General features: G+C 61.0%; 14 protein-coding genes. 2 read left to right on the forward strand and 12 right to left on the reverse strand.

The genetic code is table 11. The annotated features are described in order from the left end of the window. Window positions 1–133 precede the first annotated feature (133 nt). From A462_RS23300 to arcD (A462_RS23245), 12 genes are all read right to left on the reverse strand, one after another. Entirely contained in the window at window positions 134–622 is a 489-nt protein-coding gene (locus A462_RS23300; protein WP_003220044.1) for an RDD family protein, read from the reverse strand. Window positions 623–717: 95 nt separating this feature from the next. Next, window positions 718–930 (reverse strand): cold-shock protein, encoded by a 213-nt coding sequence (locus A462_RS23295; RefSeq protein WP_003220045.1) that lies wholly within the window; start codon window positions 928–930, stop codon window positions 718–720. Window positions 931–1,320: 390 nt separating this feature from the next. Further along, complete coding sequence (gene gcvT, locus A462_RS23290) at window positions 1,321–2,445, reverse strand: glycine cleavage system aminomethyltransferase GcvT (protein WP_003220046.1); 1,125 nt, start codon at window positions 2,443–2,445, stop codon at window positions 1,321–1,323. A 39-nt stretch (window positions 2,446–2,484) separates the two neighbouring features. Further along, window positions 2,485–3,861: an L-serine ammonia-lyase gene (locus A462_RS23285; protein ID WP_008433086.1), complete on the reverse strand. Its 1,377-nt coding sequence runs from the start codon at window positions 3,859–3,861 to the stop codon at window positions 2,485–2,487. Between the two features lie 141 nt (window positions 3,862–4,002). Next, on the reverse strand, window positions 4,003–6,849 hold the full coding sequence (gene gcvP, locus A462_RS23280; protein WP_003220048.1) for an aminomethyl-transferring glycine dehydrogenase: 2,847 nt from the start codon (window positions 6,847–6,849) through the stop codon (window positions 4,003–4,005). 10 nt (window positions 6,850–6,859) lie between these two features. Further along, window positions 6,860–7,243 (reverse strand): glycine cleavage system protein GcvH, encoded by a 384-nt coding sequence (gene gcvH / locus A462_RS23275; protein WP_003220049.1) that lies wholly within the window; start codon window positions 7,241–7,243, stop codon window positions 6,860–6,862. Between the two features lie 402 nt (window positions 7,244–7,645). Next, complete coding sequence (locus A462_RS23270) at window positions 7,646–9,154, reverse strand: sigma-54-dependent transcriptional regulator (RefSeq protein ID WP_008433089.1); 1,509 nt, start codon at window positions 9,152–9,154, stop codon at window positions 7,646–7,648. A gap of 199 nt (window positions 9,155–9,353) precedes the next feature. Next, window positions 9,354–9,716, reverse strand: coding sequence for a DUF5064 family protein (locus A462_RS23265; protein WP_003220051.1), 363 nt, complete (start codon window positions 9,714–9,716; stop codon window positions 9,354–9,356). Between the two features lie 18 nt (window positions 9,717–9,734). Continuing rightward, window positions 9,735–10,664 carry a carbamate kinase gene (gene arcC / locus A462_RS23260; RefSeq protein WP_008433091.1) on the reverse strand — a complete coding sequence of 310 codons (930 nt, stop codon included), beginning with the start codon at window positions 10,662–10,664 and terminating at the stop codon, window positions 9,735–9,737. A gap of 172 nt (window positions 10,665–10,836) precedes the next feature. After that, window positions 10,837–11,847, reverse strand: a complete 1,011-nt coding sequence (locus tag A462_RS23255; protein ID WP_003220053.1) for an ornithine carbamoyltransferase — start codon at window positions 11,845–11,847, stop codon at window positions 10,837–10,839. Between the two features lie 69 nt (window positions 11,848–11,916). Beyond that, window positions 11,917–13,173: an arginine deiminase gene (arcA, locus tag A462_RS23250; RefSeq protein WP_003220054.1), complete on the reverse strand. Its 1,257-nt coding sequence runs from the start codon at window positions 13,171–13,173 to the stop codon at window positions 11,917–11,919. Between the two features lie 24 nt (window positions 13,174–13,197). After that, window positions 13,198–14,625: an arginine-ornithine antiporter gene (gene arcD, locus A462_RS23245; RefSeq protein ID WP_003220056.1), complete on the reverse strand. Its 1,428-nt coding sequence runs from the start codon at window positions 14,623–14,625 to the stop codon at window positions 13,198–13,200. Between the two features lie 413 nt (window positions 14,626–15,038). Between arcD (A462_RS23245) and arcD (A462_RS23240) the strand changes: the two genes are divergently transcribed. Beyond that, window positions 15,039–16,466: an arginine-ornithine antiporter gene (arcD, locus tag A462_RS23240; RefSeq protein WP_008433094.1), complete on the forward strand. Its 1,428-nt coding sequence runs from the start codon at window positions 15,039–15,041 to the stop codon at window positions 16,464–16,466. 2 nt (window positions 16,467–16,468) lie between these two features. Further along, window positions 16,469–17,332, forward strand: coding sequence for a DNA-3-methyladenine glycosylase family protein (locus A462_RS23235; protein WP_008433096.1), 864 nt, complete (start codon window positions 16,469–16,471; stop codon window positions 17,330–17,332). Window positions 17,333–17,396 lie beyond the last annotated feature (64 nt).

Consider the following 17,396-nt stretch of genomic DNA (forward strand, 5'->3'; position numbering starts at 1 on the left):
CCTAAGCGAGGTGCCGAGTGGTGGGGCAAGAGCGTTTTGCTTACTTTTGCGCTTTTCAAAAGTGAGCCGCTGTAAGAGCGGAACCAATAGCGGCCATCACCGCAGCAACGGATATGCCCCCCAATCTAAAAATCTACTTCTTTTTCTTCGGAACCCGCACCAACCGCGTGTCCGAATAAATGTCATGCCAGCCACGCTTCTGCTTGTCGAACAACGACCAGATAAACCCAAGCCCCAGGCACAACCACGAAGCAATCGACACCACAAACCGCAACAACGCCTGCCACAGACTAATCCGCGACCCATCAGCGTTCTGCACCCGCACCCCCCAAACCTGCATCCCCAGGGTCTGCCCCGAGTGCGTCCAGAACTTGGCAAAAAACCCAAACAACACAAAAAACAAAATCGTCGACAACAGCGGATCACCATCCAGCGCGCCGGATTCGGAAAGCGCCCGCAACTTGGCCTCACCGACAAACCCCATCCACACCAGCTTGTAGATGAAGGCCGTGACGATCAGCAGGGCGGTGCACAACAGGAAGTCATAGAACATCGCTGCCAGACGACGGCCCAGGCCTACGGCGGGAAACTCGCCTTGGGGGCTCAGCAGGTGTTTCGACATGGCATGGCTCTCGGCAGGAAAAAAGCCATTTTACGGAAGAACGCCCATAAAAAAGCCCCTGATGTCATATCAGGGGCTTTTTGTCGCAGCAAGGATCAGCCTTCTGCTTGTACTTCGTCGGCTTGCATGCCTTTCTGGCCTTGCACCGCGATGAAGGTCACTTTCTGGCCTTCTTTCAGGCTTTTGAAGCCGTTGCCCTGAATAGCGCGGAAGTGGACGAACAGATCCGGACCGCTTTCTGGAGTGATAAAACCAAACCCTTTTTCGTCGTTAAACCACTTGACGGTACCGCTCTGACGATCAGCCATTTTCTTATTTCCTTGACGCAAAAAAATTAATGACAGCCCCTTTCACATGAAAGAGTACTGGGCTGGGTTGCAGGAAAGTAAGAGACGTCGAACGGGTTGTAGCAAACTTTGGCTACTGCCCAGGTCCAGGTTCAAAGCGACCCATGCAAACACAGTGGGCAAACTCTACGCCAACTAATACAGAAAAAACAAGCCCCGGCAAAACCCCAGGTTTTGCTCGGCCTCGTTACACTTCTGTCCACAATGTGGAACGCGTTTATTCGATAGAATTCGTCACTTGTTATAGGTGACTGAACATAACATTGACTATCGTCAATGCACTTTAATGTGGCGGTTGCGTTACAGATTAGTGCACGTTAACGCAACCGCGTTACTTATAGGAACAGTCAATCAACCACGGTAGTAACGTTGTGGCACGAATGGCATTTTACTTACACGTAGTGGCACCTTTTTCCCACGTACCAACGCAGATACTTCGGTATCCAGTGCGATGAAAGCGCTGTCCAGATAACCCATGGCCAGCGGGCCGCCCAGGCTCGGGCCAAAACCGCCGCTGCAGACGCTGCCGATCACGGTGCCGTGTTCGTCGACGATTTCTGCGCCTTCACGGACCGGCGTGCGTTCCTGTGGCAACAGGCCTACGCGTTTGCGGCTGACGCCGGTTTGTTGCTGGGTGAAGATCGCATCGGCGCCCGGGAAGCCACCGGCGCGTGCGCCATCAGCACGACGGGCCTTGGAAATTGCCCACAACAGGCTGGCTTCAATCGGCGTGGTCTCGGTGTTCATGTCATGGCCATAAAGGCACAGGCCGGCCTCCAGGCGCAGGGAGTCGCGGGCGCCCAGGCCGATGGCCTGTACTTCGGTTTCGGCCAGCAGGCTGCGGGCCAGGGCCTCGGCGTTCGCGGCCGGTACCGAGATTTCGAAGCCGTCTTCGCCGGTGTAGCCCGAGCGGCTGACGTAACAATCCACGCCCAGCAGGCGGGTCGGTGCGAATTGCATGAAGGTCATGTGCTTGACCTCCGGCGCCAGGCGCGCCAGCACGCTGACGGCAGCCGGGCCTTGCAGGGCCAGCAGGGCGCGTTCCTCGAACAGTGGCTCGATGGTGCACTGGTCACCGATGTGCTGGCGCAGGTGGGCCAGGTCCTGGTCCTTGCAGGCGGCGTTGACCACCAGGAACAGTTCGTCGTTACCCAGGTTGGCGACCATCAGGTCATCCAGGATGCCGCCTTGCTCGTTGGTGAACATCGCATAACGCTGCATGCCCACCGGCAGGTCGATGATGTCCACCGGTACCAGGGTTTCCAGGGCCTTGGCGGCACCGGCGCCGGTCAGGCGGATCTGGCCCATGTGCGACACATCGAACAACCCGGCTTGTTCACGGGTGTGCAGGTGTTCTTTCATCACGCCCAGCGGGTATTGCACCGGCATGTCGTAGCCGGCGAAGGGCACCATGCGTGCGCCCAGTTCGATGTGCAGGGCGTGCAACGGGGTTTTCAACAGGGTTTCGGTGGACATATTCAGCTCCTGAAAAACGTGCGGACGCGCTTATAGGCGTCAGCACTCGATAATGTTGACCGCCAAACCGCCACGGGCGGTTTCCTTGTATTTGCTTTTCATGTCAGCGCCGGTCTGGCGCATGGTGCGGATGACCTTGTCGAGGGACACGAAGTGTTGCCCGTCGCCGCGCAGGGCCATGCGCACCGCATTGATGGCCTTGACCGAACCCATGGCGTTGCGCTCGATGCAGGGCACCTGCACCAAGCCGCCGATGGGGTCGCAGGTCAGGCCGAGGTTGTGTTCCATGCCGATCTCGGCGGCGTTCTCCACCTGGGAAACCGTACCGCCCAACACTTCGCAAAGGGCGCCGGCAGCCATGGAACAGGCCACGCCGACTTCCCCCTGGCAGCCGACTTCGGCGCCGGAGATCGAGGCGTTTTCCTTGTACAGAATGCCGATGGCTGCGGCGGTGAGCAGGAAGCGCACCACTCCGTCTTCGCTGGCCCCCGGGATAAAGCGCATGTAGTAGTGCAACACCGCCGGCACAATCCCGGCCGCACCGTTGGTGGGCGCCGTCACCACGCGCCCGCCATTGGCGTTTTCTTCGTTGACCGCCAGGGCGTACAGGTTGACCCAGTCCAGCACCGACAACGGGTCGCGCAGCGCCGATTCCGGGTTCTTGCACAGTTGGCGATGCAACGCGGCGGCGCGGCGCTTGACCTTCAGCCCTCCCGGCAAAATCCCTTCGTTGCGACAGCCCGCGTCCACGCAGTCCTGCATCACCTGCCAGATCTTCAGCAGGCCGGCGCGGGTTTCCGCTTCCGGGCGCCAGGCGCTTTCATTGGTCATCATCACCTGGCTGATGGACAGCCCATAGGTGGCGCAATGGCCGAGCAAGTCCTTGGCACTTTTGAACGGGAACGTCAGGGGCGTGGCGTCTTCGACAATCCGGTCGTGGCCGGCGGCGTCTTCATCCACCACAAACCCGCCGCCCACCGAGTAGTACTCGCGGCTGCGAATCTGCAAGCCGGCGGCGTCGAAGGCGCGGAAGATCATGCCGTTGGGATGATAGGGCAGGGGTTTGCGAATCATCGCCAGGTGTTCTTTCTCGTTGAACGCAATGCTGTGTTCGCCGAGCAGGTTCAAGCGTGCGTTGCCGCGAATTTCCAACAGGCGGGCGGCAACGGTTTCAGTGTTCACGGTGTCCGGGTGCTCGCCCTCCAGGCCCAATAATACGGCCTTGTCACTGCCGTGGCCTTTGCCGGTGGCGCCGAGTGAGCCGTAGAGCTCCACCTTGACGCAGGTGGTGGCGCCCAGCAGGTTGTCGCGCTTCAGTCCCTCGACGAATCGAGCGGCAGCGCGCATCGGGCCGACGGTGTGAGAGCTGGAGGGGCCGATGCCAATCTTGAACAGGTCGAACACGCTTAAAGACATGGTTGTTCTCCGGTTTCTTATTATTGATCGGATGTACTCGGTCCAATGTGGGAGCGGGCTTGCTCGCGAAAGCGGCGGGTCAGTCACCAGATGTATCAACTGACACTCCGCATTCGCGAGCAAGCCCGCTCCCACATCAGGTTACGCGTAGCTCTCGATCGACGGGCAAGCGCACACCAGGTTGCGATCGCCAAACACGTTGTCGACCCGGCCAACCGGCGGCCAGTACTTGGCTTCGATCAACGACGCCACCGGGTACACCGCTTGCTCGCGGCTGTATGGGTGGCTCCATTCGCCAACCAGTTCCGCAGCAGTGTGTGGTGCGTTTTTCAGCGGGTTGTCGTCTTTGTCCAGCGAGCCATTTTCCACCGCGCGGATTTCTTCGCGGATGGCGATCATCGCGTCGCAGAAGCGGTCCAGTTCTTCCCGGGATTCGCTTTCGGTCGGCTCGATCATCAGGGTGCCGGCCACCGGGAACGACATGGTCGGCGCATGGAAACCAAAGTCGATCAGACGCTTGGCCACGTCATCCACGCTGATGCCGCTGCTGTCTTTCAACGGGCGCAGGTCGAGGATGCATTCGTGGGCCACCAGGCCGTTGCTGCCGGTGTACAGCACCGGGTAGTGCTCTTCCAGGCGACGGGAAATGTAGTTGGCATTCAAAATCGCCAACTGCGAAGCGCGCTTGAGGCCTGCGCCGCCCATCATGCTGATGTACATCCAGGTGATCGGCAGGATGCTCGCGCTGCCGAACGGTGCGGCGCAGACCGCGCCTTCCTTGCGTTCCATCGCGGCATGGCCGGGCAGGAACGGCGTCAGGTGGGATTTGACGCCAATCGGGCCGACGCCCGGGCCGCCACCACCGTGGGGAATGCAGAAGGTCTTGTGCAGGTTCAAGTGGGACACATCGCCGCCGAACTTGCCCGGGGCGCAGAGGCCGACCATCGCGTTCATGTTGGCGCCGTCGATGTACACCTGGCCGCCGTTGTCGTGAATGATCCCGCAGATTTCGCGGATGCCTTCTTCGAACACGCCGTGGGTGGACGGGTAGGTGATCATCAGCGCAGCGAGGTGCTCGCGGTGCTCGATAGCCTTGGCACGCAGGTCTTCGATGTCGACGTTACCGCGTGCATCGCAGGCGGTGACCACGACGCGCATGCCGGCCATGTTGGCGGTGGCCGGGTTGGTGCCGTGGGCCGACGACGGGATCAGGCAGATATCGCGGCGTTCTTCGCCACGGCTCTGGTGATAGGCACGGATGGCCAGCAGGCCGGCGTATTCGCCCTGGGAACCGGCGTTCGGTTGCAGGGAAATCGCGTCGTAACCGGTGGCCGCGCAGAGCATGGCTTCCAGTTCGGTCGTCAGTTGCTGGTAGCCGGCGCTTTGCGAGGCCGGGGCGAACGGGTGCAGGGCACCGAACTCGGCCCAGGTCACCGGGATCATTTCGCTGGCGGCGTTGAGCTTCATGGTGCACGAGCCCAGCGGGATCATGGTGCGATCCAGGGCCAGGTCCTTGTCGGCCAGTTTGCGCAGGTAGCGCATCAGCTCGGTTTCGGAGTGGTAACGGTTGAACACCGGGTGGCTGAGAATCGGCGACTGGCGCAGCAGGGCGGCCGGCAGGGTGCTTTCAACGCTGGCAGCCAATGCGGCGAAGTCCGGCAGGGCTTTACCGCCGGCGAACACGCTCCACAGGGTTTCGATGTCGGCTTGGGAGGTGGTTTCGTCCACCGACAGGCCAACGCGTTCGCCGTCGACCACACGCAGGTTGATGCGCTGGGCGCGAGCCTTGTCGTGCAGGGCAGCAGTTTGCGCGCCGGTCTTGATGGTCAGGGTGTCGAAGAAGTGGGCTTGTTCAACCGCCAGGCCCAATGCGCCCAAGCCTTTGGCGAAGATCGCGGTCAGGTGGTGAATGCGGTTGGCGATCTGGGTCAGGCCTTTCGGGCCGTGGTACACGGCATACATGCTGGCGATGTTGGCGAGCAATACCTGAGCGGTGCAGATGTTGCTGGTGGCCTTCTCGCGGCGGATATGTTGCTCGCGGGTCTGCATGGCCAGGCGCAGGGCCGGCTTGCCGAAACGGTCGACGGAGACGCCGACCAGACGGCCCGGCATGTCGCGCTTGAACGCATCCTTGGTGGAGAAATACGCCGCATGCGGGCCACCGAAGCCCAGCGGCACGCCGAAGCGTTGCGCGCTGCCGATGGCCACGTCGGCGCCGAACTCACCCGGCGGGGTCAGCAGGGTCAGGGCCAGCAGGTCGGCGGCCACGGCCACCAGTGCGTTGGCGGCGTGGAAGCGCTCAGTCAGCTCGCGGTAGTCGAACACGTCACCGTTGCTCGCCGGGTATTGCAGCAGGGCGCCGAAGAAGGCGCTGACGTCGGTCAGTTCACGCTCGTCGCCCACCACCACGTCGATGCCCAGCGGCTCGGCACGGGTGCGCAATACGTCGAGGGTTTGCGGGTGGCTGTGCACGGAGGCGAAGAACGCGTTGCTGCCTTTGTTCTTGCTCAGGCGTTTGCAGAAGGTCATGGCTTCGGCAGCGGCGGTGGCTTCGTCCAACAGCGAGGCGTTGGCGATCGGCAGGCCGGTGAGGTCGCTGATCAGCGTCTGGAAGTTCAGCAGCGACTCCAGGCGGCCCTGGGAAATCTCCGGCTGATACGGCGTGTAGGCGGTGTACCAGGCCGGGTTTTCCAGGAGGTTGCGCAGGATCGGCGACGGTGTGTGGCAGTTGTAGTAGCCCTGGCCGATGTAGGTCTTGAACAGCTCGTTCTTGGCGGCAATCGCCTTGATCGAAGCCAGTGCGTCGGCTTCGCTCAGGCCGTCGCTCAGGCCCAGCACAGCGGTGCCCTTGATGCTTTCCGGGATCACGCTGGCGCTCAAGGCTTCCAGGGAATCAAAGCCCAGGGTGGCGAGCATGTGTTGCTCGTCGTCCTGGCGCGGGCCGATGTGGCGGGCGATGAATTCGTTGGCGGTGGTCAGATTAGTCATGGCGCGCTCCTCAGGCTTCAGCGTTGGCTTTGATCAGGCGGTCATACGCATCCTGATCCAACAGCTTAGCTACTGCGTCGGCATCAGCCGGTTTAAAGCGGAAGAACCAGCCTTCGCCCATCGGGTCTTCGTTGACCAGCTCGGGGCTGCCGTCCAGCTTGTCGTTTACTTCGAGGACTTCGCCGTCCAATGGCATGTATACGCCGCTGGCGGCCTTGACCGATTCAACGGTGGAGGCTTCTGCCCCTTTGTCGTAGGACTGCAGCTCAGGCAGTTGCACGAAAACCACATCACCCAGCGCGTTCTGCGCAAAAGCGGTAATGCCCACGGTCACGCTGCCGTCGGCTTCGGCGCGCAGCCATTCGTGATCTTCAGTAAAGCGCAACTCGCTCATGGAAACTCCTCAGGGCCAGATTCGTCTGGTGGACGGGATTGGAATAATGGGGAGTTGCTTAGCAAAATTGCGGCCAATGTTTTTTTATCGTTATAAAACAATTAGTTACTGATTATGGCGGGTGATGTTCGGAAGGTGGTTGTAGCGATATCGCTACAGCTGGACCGTTGAAAAAAAGACTATGAGGATCAAAGCCTTGCATGGCGACGCCTACGACGGTGTGTATCGATATCGTTCCACTGTAGCGCTTTCAGTACAGACGGAGGTCGCTTTTGAGGGCGCCGTAGATCAAATGTGGGAGCGGGCTTGCTCGCGAATGCGGTATGTCAGTGCCGAATGTATTGACTGACCCAACGCATTCGCGAGCAAGCCCGCTCCCACATTTTGATCGCGTGCAGTCAGTCAGGGCTTGTTGGGAATACCGTACTTGCGCAGGCGATGGGCAATGGCGGTGTGGGAGGTTTGCAGGCGGCTGGCCAGCTGGCGCGTGGACGGATAGCTGACATAGAGCTTCTCCAGCAACCCGCGCTCGAAATCCTCCACGGCCTGCTCCAGGCTGTCGACTTCACCATCGTTCTGCCGCGCCACCGAGGTGCCGGCGATGTCCAGGTCGCCGATGTCCACCAGGCTGCTTTCGCAAATGGCCGCGGCGCGGAAGATCACGTTCTGCAACTGGCGCACGTTGCCTGGCCAGCGGTTGCCCAGCAGCGCCGGGTAGGTGCCCGGCGCCAGGCGGCAGACCGGGCGCTGGATCTGCGCGCAGGCCTGCTGCATGAAGTAGCGGGCCAGCAGCAGGATGTCCTGGCCGCGCTCGCGCAGGGGCGGCACTTCGACGTTGAGCACATTGAGGCGGTAGAACAGGTCTTCGCGGAAGGTGCCTTCGCTGACCATCTTTTCCAGGTCGCGGTGGGTGGCGCTGAGGATCCGCACATTGACCTTCACCTCACGGTCGCCGCCCACCCGGCGGAAGCTGCCGTCGTTGAGAAACCGCAGCAGCTTGGCCTGCAAGTAAGGTGACATCTCGCCGATCTCGTCGAGGAACACCGTGCCCTGGTTCGCCAGTTCCATCAGCCCCGGCTTGCCGCCGCGCTGGGCACCGGTGAAGGCTCCGGGGGCGTAGCCGAACAGTTCGCTCTCGGCCAGGTTCTCCGGCAGCGCCGCGCAGTTCAGGGCCAGGAACGGCGCGCTGTGGCGCGCGCTGATGGCGTGGCAGGCACGGGCCACCAGCTCCTTGCCGGTGCCGGTCTCGCCCTGGATCAACAACGGTGCATCCAGCGCCGCCACCCGTTGCGCCCGCGCCTTGAGGGTGCGGATCGCCGGAGACTCGCCCAACAACGCGTCTAAACCTTCGGCGTGGTCATGGTGCAGCGCCGACAGTTGTTCGCCGATGCGATTGGGTTGGTACAGGGTCAGCAGGGCGCCGGCGTCGGTGATCGGCGTGGCGTCCAGCAGCAGGGTCTGGCCGTTGACGCTGATTTCCCGCAGGGCCAGGCGAAAGCCGTGTTCCAGCAGGGTGGCCAGCAGGGTTGGGTCGTCGAACAGTTCGTTGATGCTTTCCCCGGCGGGTTCACGACCGTACAAGGCGATCAGCGCCGGGTTGGCCAGCAGGATCTTGCCGGCGCTGTCCAGGGCCAGTACCGGGTCGGTCATGGCGGCGAGCAGGGCATCGAGTTGCAGGTGCTGGCGCTGGCCGGGGAGGATGTCGACCACGGTCACGGCTTGCACGCCGCGCACGCTGAACAGTGCATCACGCAGCTCTTCCAGTACCTCGGCGCTTAGGGTCGGGGCGTCGATGTAGACGTTGGGCGGAACCATTTCCACCGCATCCAGGTTCAGATTGCGCCCACCGAGCAAGGCCAGGACTTCCTGGGTGATGCCGACGCGGTCGATGAAGCTGACGTGGATACGCATGGGGCTGTTTTTGGTTCTGGCGAGCGAGAGGTGGCAAGTATGCCTTGGAGAAGATAGAGATCAAAATGTGGGAGCGGGCTTGCTCGCGAATGCGGTGTGTCAGTCACCGGATGTATCAACTGATACACCGCATTCGCGAGCAAGTCGAATCGTCGCACCGCCGCTCCCACATTTGATGGTTGGTGCCTGGGAAATCAGGTTATTCGAGGTGTTCGGGTTTGACCGGATCCCCAGGCTTCACATCCAACTGATGGCGCACATCCTCAAACATCAAATCGTACTGCTTGTGCATCTGGCCATTGAGCACGGCAATCTTCGGCATGCCGTACTTCTGCGCGATGTTCATCGCCTGCCGGGCGAAGTCGAACGACTGGTCCTTGGGCAGGAAGAACTCTTCCTTGAGCTCCTTGCCCTGCACCGTGCCGTGCATCTTGAAGAGCATTCCCTTGCCTTCCTTTGGGTCCTGGCTGACTTCGTAGTCGATGCACAGGTTGTAGCTGTAGTCATCCTTGTTCAGCGCGTGGCGTTCGATGTGCAGGTGACCAGGTTCAAAGGTAGCCATAGGCGTTTCTCCTCTACTTCACAGGTAGGTGATGCCAGGTTTTGCGGTACTGATGCGGGTGCCGGCGCTGCCCTGGACAATTGCTTCGATGTCCGAGAGTGAACCGATCACTGCGGTTTTTCCAGTCTGGCGGGCGAACTCGCACGCGGCCTGGACCTTGGGTCCCATGGAGCCGGCGGCGAAGCCGAGCTTTTCGATTTCGTCCGGGTGTGCCTGGCCGATGGCTTTCTGGGTGGGCTTGCCGAAGTCGATAAAGGCGGCATTGACGTCGGTGGCGATCACCAGCAAATCGGCGTCCAGTTGCCCGGCCAGCAACGAGGAGCACAGGTCTTTGTCGATCACGGCTTCAATGCCCTTGAGCTTGCCGTCTTCGCCATACATCGTCGGAATCCCGCCGCCACCGGCGCAGATCACGATGCTGCCTTTTTCCAGCAGCCACTGGATCGGGCGGATTTCAAAGATCCGTTTTGGCCGTGGGCTGGCCACCACGCGGCGATACTTGTCGCCATCGGGGGCAATCGCCCAGCCTTTTTCAGCGGCCAGTTTTTCCGCTTCGGCTTCGGAGTACACCGGGCCGATGGGTTTGGTCGGGTTCTGGAAGGCCGGGTCCTTGGCGTCCACTTCCACCTGGGTCAGCAGCGTGGCGAACGGCACTTCGAAGTCCAGCAGGTTGCCCAGTTCCTGTTCGATGATGTACCCGATCATGCCCTCGGTTTCGGCTCCCAACACATCCAGCGGGTAAGGTGAAACCTGGGTGTAGGCGGCAGCCTGCAGCGACAGCAGGCCCACTTGCGGGCCATTGCCGTGGGCAATCACCAGCTCGTTGCCTTTGTGGATCTTGGCGATCTGTTCGGTGGCGATGCGGATATTGGCCCGTTGATTGTCTGCGGTCATGGGTTCACCACGGCGCAGAAGGGCGTTGCCGCCCAGTGCAACGACGATACGCATATAAGGTTGTCCTTCCAGAATCCAGCGTTGTGAACACCGGGCCAGATGTGGGAGCGGGCTTGCTCGCGAAAGCGGTGTGTCGGTGAAAAATATAGCGACTGGCACGCCGCCTTCGCGAGCAAGCCCGCTCCCACATTTTGGACCGCGTATCAAAAGTGGGAGCGGTATTGGTTTAGATATCCGCCAGCGCCGACACCAGGATCGCCTTGATGGTGTGCATGCGGTTTTCCGCCTGCTCAAAGGCGATGTTGGCCGGGGACTCAAACACTTCTTCGGTCACTTCCACGCCATTGGCCAGGTTCGGATAACGCGCGGCGATGTCCTTGCCGACCTTGGTTTCGCTGTTGTGGAACGCCGGCAGGCAGTGCATGAATTTCACGCGGGGATTGCCCGAGGCCTTCATCATCTTGGCGTTGACCTGGTACGGCAGCAGTTGCTCGATGCGCTCGTCCCACGCTTCCACCGGTTCGCCCATGGACACCCAGATATCGGTGTGGATGAAGTCCACGCCTTTCACCGCTTCCTTCGGGTCTTCGGTGATGGTGATGCGCGCGCCGCTTTCCTCGGCGAATGCCTGGCACTGCTTGATGAAATCAGCATGGGGCCACAGGGCTTTCGGTGCGCCGATGCGCACGTCCATGCCCAGCTTGGCGCCGATCATCAGCAGCGAGTTGCCCATGTTGTAGCGGGCGTCGCCCAGGTAGGCGTAGCTGATGTCATGCAGCGGCTTGTCGCTGTGCTCGCGCATGGTCAGGGTGTCGGCGATCATCTGGGTGGGGTGGAATTCGGCGGTCAGGCCGTTGAACACCGGCACCCCGGCGAACTTGGCCAGCTCTTCGACGATTTCCTGTTCAAAGCCACGGTACTCGATGGCATCGAACATCCGGCCGAGGACGCGGGCGGTGTCTTTCATGCTTTCTTTGTGGCCGATCTGCGACGACACCGGGTCGATGTAGGTGACGTGGGCACCCTGGTCGTGGGCCGCGACTTCGAACGCGCAACGGGTGCGGGTCGAGGTTTTTTCGAAGATCAGCGCGATGTTTTTGCCCTTCAGGTGCGGACGCTCGGTGCCGGTGTATTTGGCGCGCTTGAGGTCGCGGGACAGGTCCAGCAGGTAGTGCAGCTCGCGAGTGGTGTGGTGCATCAGCGACAGCAGGCTGCGGTTGCGCATATTAAAAGCCATGGTGGATCTCCTTCTGTTTAGGTTATCCCCCTGGCCGGCGCCTGATGAGCGGCGGCCAGGGTTTGAATATCAGTAGTCGATTGGGTCGCGAATGATCGGGCAAGTCATGCAGTGGCCGCCGCCACGGCCACGGCCGAGTTCACCGGCGCTGATGGTGATGACTTCCACACCGGCCTTGCGCAGCAAGGTGTTGGTGTAGGTGTTGCGGTCGTAGCCGATCACCACGCCAGGCTCCACGGCCACTACGTTGTTGCCGTCATCCCACTGCTCGCGCTCGGCGGCGAAGCTGTTGCCGCCGGTTTCCACCACACGCAGGGCCTTGAGGTTCAGGGCGGCGGCGACGGTGTCGAGGAAGTTGGTTTTTTCGCGCTGGATGTCGATGCCGCCGGGCTTGGTCTCGTCCGGGCGCAGGGTGAAAGCGACGATCTGGTTGACCACTTCCGGGAAGATCGTGACCAGGTCGCGGTCGCAGAAGCTGAACACGGTGTCGAGGTGCATCGCCGCGCGGGATTTTGGCAGGCCGGCGACGATCACACGCTCCACGGCCTTGTGCTTGAACAGGTTCAGGGCGAGTTGGCCGATGGCCTGGCGCGAGGAACGCTCGCCCATGCCGATCAACACCACGCCGTTACCAATCGGCATCACGTCGCCGCCTTCCAGGGTGGCGTTGCCGTGTTCCTGGTCAGGGTCGCCGTACCACACCTGGAAGTCCGCGTTGGTGAACTCGGGGTGGAATTTGTAGATGGCGCTGGCCAGCAGGGTTTCCTGGCGTCGCGCCGGCCAGTACATCGGGTTCAGCGTCACGCCACCGTAGATCCAGCAGGTGGTGTCGCGGGTGAACTGGGTGTTGGGCAGCGGCGGCAGGATGAAGCTTGAGTGGCCGAGGAAATCGCGGAACATCTCGATGGTCTTGCCACCGAAACTGCTCGGCAGGTCATCGGCCGACACGCCACCGATCAGGTACTCGGCGACCTTGCGCGGCTCCAGGCTGCGCAGCCACGAGCTGACCTCATTGACCAGCCCCAGGCCCACCTGGTTGGCGGTGATCTTGCGCTCCAGGATCCAGTCCAGCGCTTCGGGGATGGCGACGATGTCGGTCAGCAGGTTGTGCATTTCCAGCACATCGATGTCGCGCTCGCGCATCTTGGTCACGAAGTCGAAGTGGTCGCGCTTGGCCTGGGCTACCCACAGCACGTCATCGAACAGCAGTTCATCGCAGTTGTTTGGGGTCAGCCGCTGGTGGGCCAAACCTGGGGAGCACACCATGACTTTGCGCAGTTTGCCGGCTTCGGAATGTACGCCGTACTTCACTTTTTCCGTGGTCATTACAGATCCTCCAGTGAACAATGATTACAGGGTCAGGAAGCCGGAGTAGAGGCCATAGCCCGCCACGAGGGCGCCTATGACGACTGCGGCGAAAATCAGCTTCTCGACGTTGGTGAAAATCGGTTTGCCCAATTCATGCTTGGCCATGGCGAACAGGATCACGCCAGGGGCGTAGAGCAGGGCGGACAGCAACAGGTACTTGGTGCCACCGGCGTACAGCAGCCAGACCGCGTAGATCAACGCGATGGCGCCGATCAGCAGGTCTTTCCTGCGTTCGCCCGGGGCGCTTTCATAGGTTTCACCGCGCACCGCCAGCAGCAGTGCATAGGCCGCCGACCACAGGTAAGGCACCAGGATCATCGAGGTGGCGAGGTAGATCAGCGACAGGTAAGTGCTGGCCGAGAACAGCGTGATCACCAGGAAAATCTGCACCATGGCGTTGGTCAGCCACAGGGCGTTGGCCGGCACGTGGTTGGCGTTTTCCTTACGCAGGAACTCCGGCATGGTGTGGTCCTTGGCGGCGGCGAACATGATCTCCGCACACAGCAGCACCCACGACAGCAGCGCCCCCAGCAAGGAAATGATCAAGCCGACGCTGATCAATACCGCGCCCCAGTGACCCACCACATGCTCCAGCACGGCGGCCATCGACGGGTTTTGCAGCTTGGCCAATTCCGGTTGGGTCATGATCCCCAGGGACAGCACGTTCACCAGCATCAGGAACAGCAGCACGGTGATAAAACCAATCACCGTGGCCTTGCCGACGTCGGAGCGTTTTTCGGCGCGGGACGAGAAGATGCTCGCACCCTCAATGCCGATGAACACCCAGACGGTGACCAGCATCATGTTGCGCACCTGGTTCATCACGCTGCCCAGGTCCGGGTTTTTCACGCCCCAGATGTCGGCGGTGAAGATGTCCAGCTTGAACGCGAAGAGCGCGATCAACACAAACAGCACCAGCGGCACCACCTTGGCGATGGTGGTCACCAGGTTGATGAACGCGGCTTCCTTGATCCCGCGCAGTACCAGGAAGTGCACGGCCCACAGCAGCACCGACGCGCCGATCACCGCCGCCGGGGTGTTGCCTTCGCCGAAGATGGGGAAGAAGTAACCGAGGGTGCTGAACAGCAGCACGAAATAGCCGACGTTGCCCAACCAGGCACTGATCCAGTAACCCCAGGCGGATGAGAAACCCATGTAGTCGCCAAACCCGGCCTTGGCATAGGCATAGACCCCGCCGTCGAGGTCGGGCTTGCGATTGGCCAGGGTCTGGAACACGAACGCCAGGGTCAACATGCCCACGGCGGTGATCACCCAACCAATCAGTACCGCGCCGACATCGGCGCTGGCCGCCATGTTTTGCGGCAGTGAGAAGATCCCGCCACCAATCATTGAACCCACGACAAGTGCAACCAGTGCGCCGAGTCGAAGTTTTCCGGGAGATTCAGACATCGCATGACTCCAATGCAGGAGAAGAGAGACCACAGAATAAATCCGTGCGCTAATCAAACAGCTGACTCAGATCACTTCATTGGCACATTCCATTGTGAATTAATGACTTATGATGAAAGGTACGGGCGCTCAAGTGCCTCGCAGAGGCTCGTCGTAGAGCGGTTCTGCGTTTCAAACAACAGATTTTCTCATTAGCATGGACCTTTGAAGCTAGCCCGTATTTACAGATATGCAAACTTTTACAGCGCAGCGGTATTTAAATTATAAATTTGCCTTAACGCTGTTTATTGTCATGCCTTTAAGTTATGAAGCAGGCGCCTTTATTGGCTATATCTAATAAACGCTGCGCCGGCTTAATAAGTTAGTTGAGTGCACAGTTGTTGGCTCAATGGTTGTTTTGTTCAGGAGTATTCATGTCCCAATCCTCGGAAAAGCTGCGCCTCAATGCCTTGATCGCCCTGGTCGTGGGCTCGATGATCGGCGGCGGGATTTTCTCGTTGCCGCAGAACATGGCGGCGCGGGCCGAGGTAGGCGCGGTGTTGATTGGCTGGGGCATTACCGCCGTGGGCATGCTGACCCTGGCCTTTGTGTTCCAGACCCTGGCCAACCGCAAGCCGGAACTGGATTCCGGCGTATACGCGTACGCCAAGGCCGGGTTCGGCGACTACATGGGTTTCTCGTCGGCCTGGGGCTACTGGATCAGTGCCTGGATGGGCAACGTCGGTTACTTCGTGTTGCTATTCAGTACCCTCGGCTACTTTTTTCCGGTGTTCGGCCAGGGCAATACCCCGGTGGCGATTGGCTGCGCGTCGGTGTTGCTGTGGGCCGTGCATTTTTTGGTGATGCGCGGGATCAAGGAGGCGGCGTTCATCAACCAGATCACCACCGTGGCCAAGATCGTACCGCTGGTGATGTTTATCGTGATCGCCGCCGTGGCATTCAAGGCCGACATCTTTACCCGGGATATCTGGGGCCTGAGTAATCCGAGTTTCGGCGGCGTGGTGGATCAGGTGCGCAACATGATGCTGGTCACGGTGTTTGTGTTTATCGGCATCGAGGGCGCCAGTGTCTACTCGGCGCGGGCCGAGAAACGCTCGGACGTGGGCCGGGCCACGGTCATCGGTTTCCTGGGGGTCTTGGCGCTGCTGGTATTGGTCAACCTGCTGTCGCTCGGGATCATGAGCCAGCCGGAACTGGCCAACCTGCAAAACCCGTCCCTGGCCGGGGTGCTGGAACATATCGTCGGCCCGTGGGGCGCGCTGTTGATCAGCATCGGCCTGGCGGTTTCGCTGTTGGGCGCGCTGCTGTCGTGGGCCTTGCTCTGCGCCGAAATCCTCTATGCCACCGCCCATGACAAGACCATGCCGGCGTTCCTGAAAAAGGAAAACGTCAATCAGGTGCCGGTCAATGCGTTGTGGCTGACCAATGTAATGATCCAGCTGTTCCTGGTGATCACGCTGTTTTCGGAAAGCACCTACACCACCCTGATCTACCTGGCGTCGTCGATGATCCTGGTGCCCTATCTGTGGTCGGCGGCGTATGCGGTGCTGTTGAGCGGCCGCGGTGAAACCTACGAAGGCGCCCATGGCGAACGCACCAAGGACCTGCTGGTGAGCCTGATCGCCCTGGCCTATGCGGTGTGGCTGCTCTACGCCGGTGGCCTGAAGTACTTGCTGCTGTCGGCGCTGCTGTATGCACCGGGGGTGATCCTGTTTGCCCTGGCCAAGCGCGAGCAGGGCCAGCCCTTGTTTACCCATCTGGAAAAAGGCATTTTCGCCTGCGTGATCGCCGGGGCGAGCCTGGCGGCGTATGGGTTGTACAGCGGGGTATTGTCGTTGTGAGAATGCAGCTGGCGTATCAGGCGCCGTATGACTGGGCGGCGATGTTGGGCTTTTTGTCGGCGCGGGCGATCAGCGGGATGGAGACGGTGGACGCAGGCGTTTACTCGCGCAGTATCAGTGTCGACGGTCAGCAGGGTTGGCTCAGTGTGTCGCCCGGGGCCGGTGATTGGCTTGAGGTAACGGTGGACTTCCCCGACCCGGCAGCGTTGCCGGAAATTGAGCGGCGGTTACGGGACATGTTTGACCTGTCGGCTGACCCGAAACGGATCAACCGGCAATTGGCGAATGATCCCTTGATGGCGAGCTTGGTGGCGGCGCGTCCTGGCTTGCGGGTGCCGGGAACCTGGGATGGGCTGGAGTTGGCGATCCGCGCGGTGTTGGGCCAGCAGATTACCGTGGTGGCGGCGATCAAGCTGGCGGGCAAGCTGGTGGCGCAGTACGGCACGCCGCTGGTGACGCCCCATGCCGGTGTGACCCATGTGTTTCCTTCGGCCGAGGTGCTGGCAGCCGCAGATTTGGCAACCCTCGGCATGCCGAAAAGTCGCGGGCGTACCTTGTCGGGCGTGGCCCAGGCGTTGCTGGATGACCCGCAGATTTTCCAGGCGAAGGCGAACCTGAAGGAAGGCGTGGCGCGGTTGGTCGCATTACCCGGGATTGGTGACTGGACGGCGCAGTACATCGCCATGCGCCAGATGCGCGAGCAGGATGCGTTTGCCTCGGGGGATATCGGTTTGATCAATGCGCTGGTGGCGCTGGAAGGCGGGCCGGTGAGCCCGCGCCAGTTGCTGGCGCGGGCTGAGGCCTGGCGACCGCTTAGAGCCTATGCGGCGCAGCATTTGTGGACATCACTGAGCCGCGCGGATTGATTCTGCATACCTGTGGCGAGGGAGCTTGCTCCCGCTGGGGCGCGAAGCGGCCCCATTGACCCAA

The organism is Pseudomonas sp. Ag1 (genome assembly GCF_000278565.1).
Lineage (GTDB): Bacteria > Pseudomonadota > Gammaproteobacteria > Pseudomonadales > Pseudomonadaceae > Aquipseudomonas.

Coding starts and splice junctions, on each gene's coding strand:
- arcD (WP_003220056.1), bottom strand. CDS start 14,625: ATGTCTGAATCTCCCGGAAAACTTCGACTCGGCGCACTGGTTGCACTT.
- A462_RS23270 (WP_008433089.1), bottom strand. CDS start 9,154: ATGCGTATCCACGTCAGCTTCATCGACCGCGTCGGCATCACCCAGGAA.
- A462_RS23300 (WP_003220044.1), bottom strand. CDS start 622: ATGTCGAAACACCTGCTGAGCCCCCAAGGCGAGTTTCCCGCCGTAGGC.
- A462_RS23255 (WP_003220053.1), bottom strand. CDS start 11,847: ATGGCTTTTAATATGCGCAACCGCAGCCTGCTGTCGCTGATGCACCAC.
- gcvT (WP_003220046.1), bottom strand. CDS start 2,445: ATGTCCACCGAAACCCTGTTGAAAACCCCGTTGCACGCCCTGCACATC.
- gcvH (WP_003220049.1), bottom strand. CDS start 7,243: ATGAGCGAGTTGCGCTTTACTGAAGATCACGAATGGCTGCGCGCCGAA.
- gcvP (WP_003220048.1), bottom strand. CDS start 6,849: ATGACTAATCTGACCACCGCCAACGAATTCATCGCCCGCCACATCGGC.
- arcA (WP_003220054.1), bottom strand. CDS start 13,173: ATGACCACGGAAAAAGTGAAGTACGGCGTACATTCCGAAGCCGGCAAA.
- A462_RS23285 (WP_008433086.1), bottom strand. CDS start 3,861: ATGTCTTTAAGCGTGTTCGACCTGTTCAAGATTGGCATCGGCCCCTCC.
- A462_RS23295 (WP_003220045.1), bottom strand. CDS start 930: ATGGCTGATCGTCAGAGCGGTACCGTCAAGTGGTTTAACGACGAAAAA.
- A462_RS23265 (WP_003220051.1), bottom strand. CDS start 9,716: ATGGCTACCTTTGAACCTGGTCACCTGCACATCGAACGCCACGCGCTG.
- arcD (WP_008433094.1), top strand. CDS start 15,039: ATGTCCCAATCCTCGGAAAAGCTGCGCCTCAATGCCTTGATCGCCCTG.
- arcC (WP_008433091.1), bottom strand. CDS start 10,664: ATGCGTATCGTCGTTGCACTGGGCGGCAACGCCCTTCTGCGCCGTGGT.
- A462_RS23235 (WP_008433096.1), top strand. CDS start 16,469: ATGCAGCTGGCGTATCAGGCGCCGTATGACTGGGCGGCGATGTTGGGC.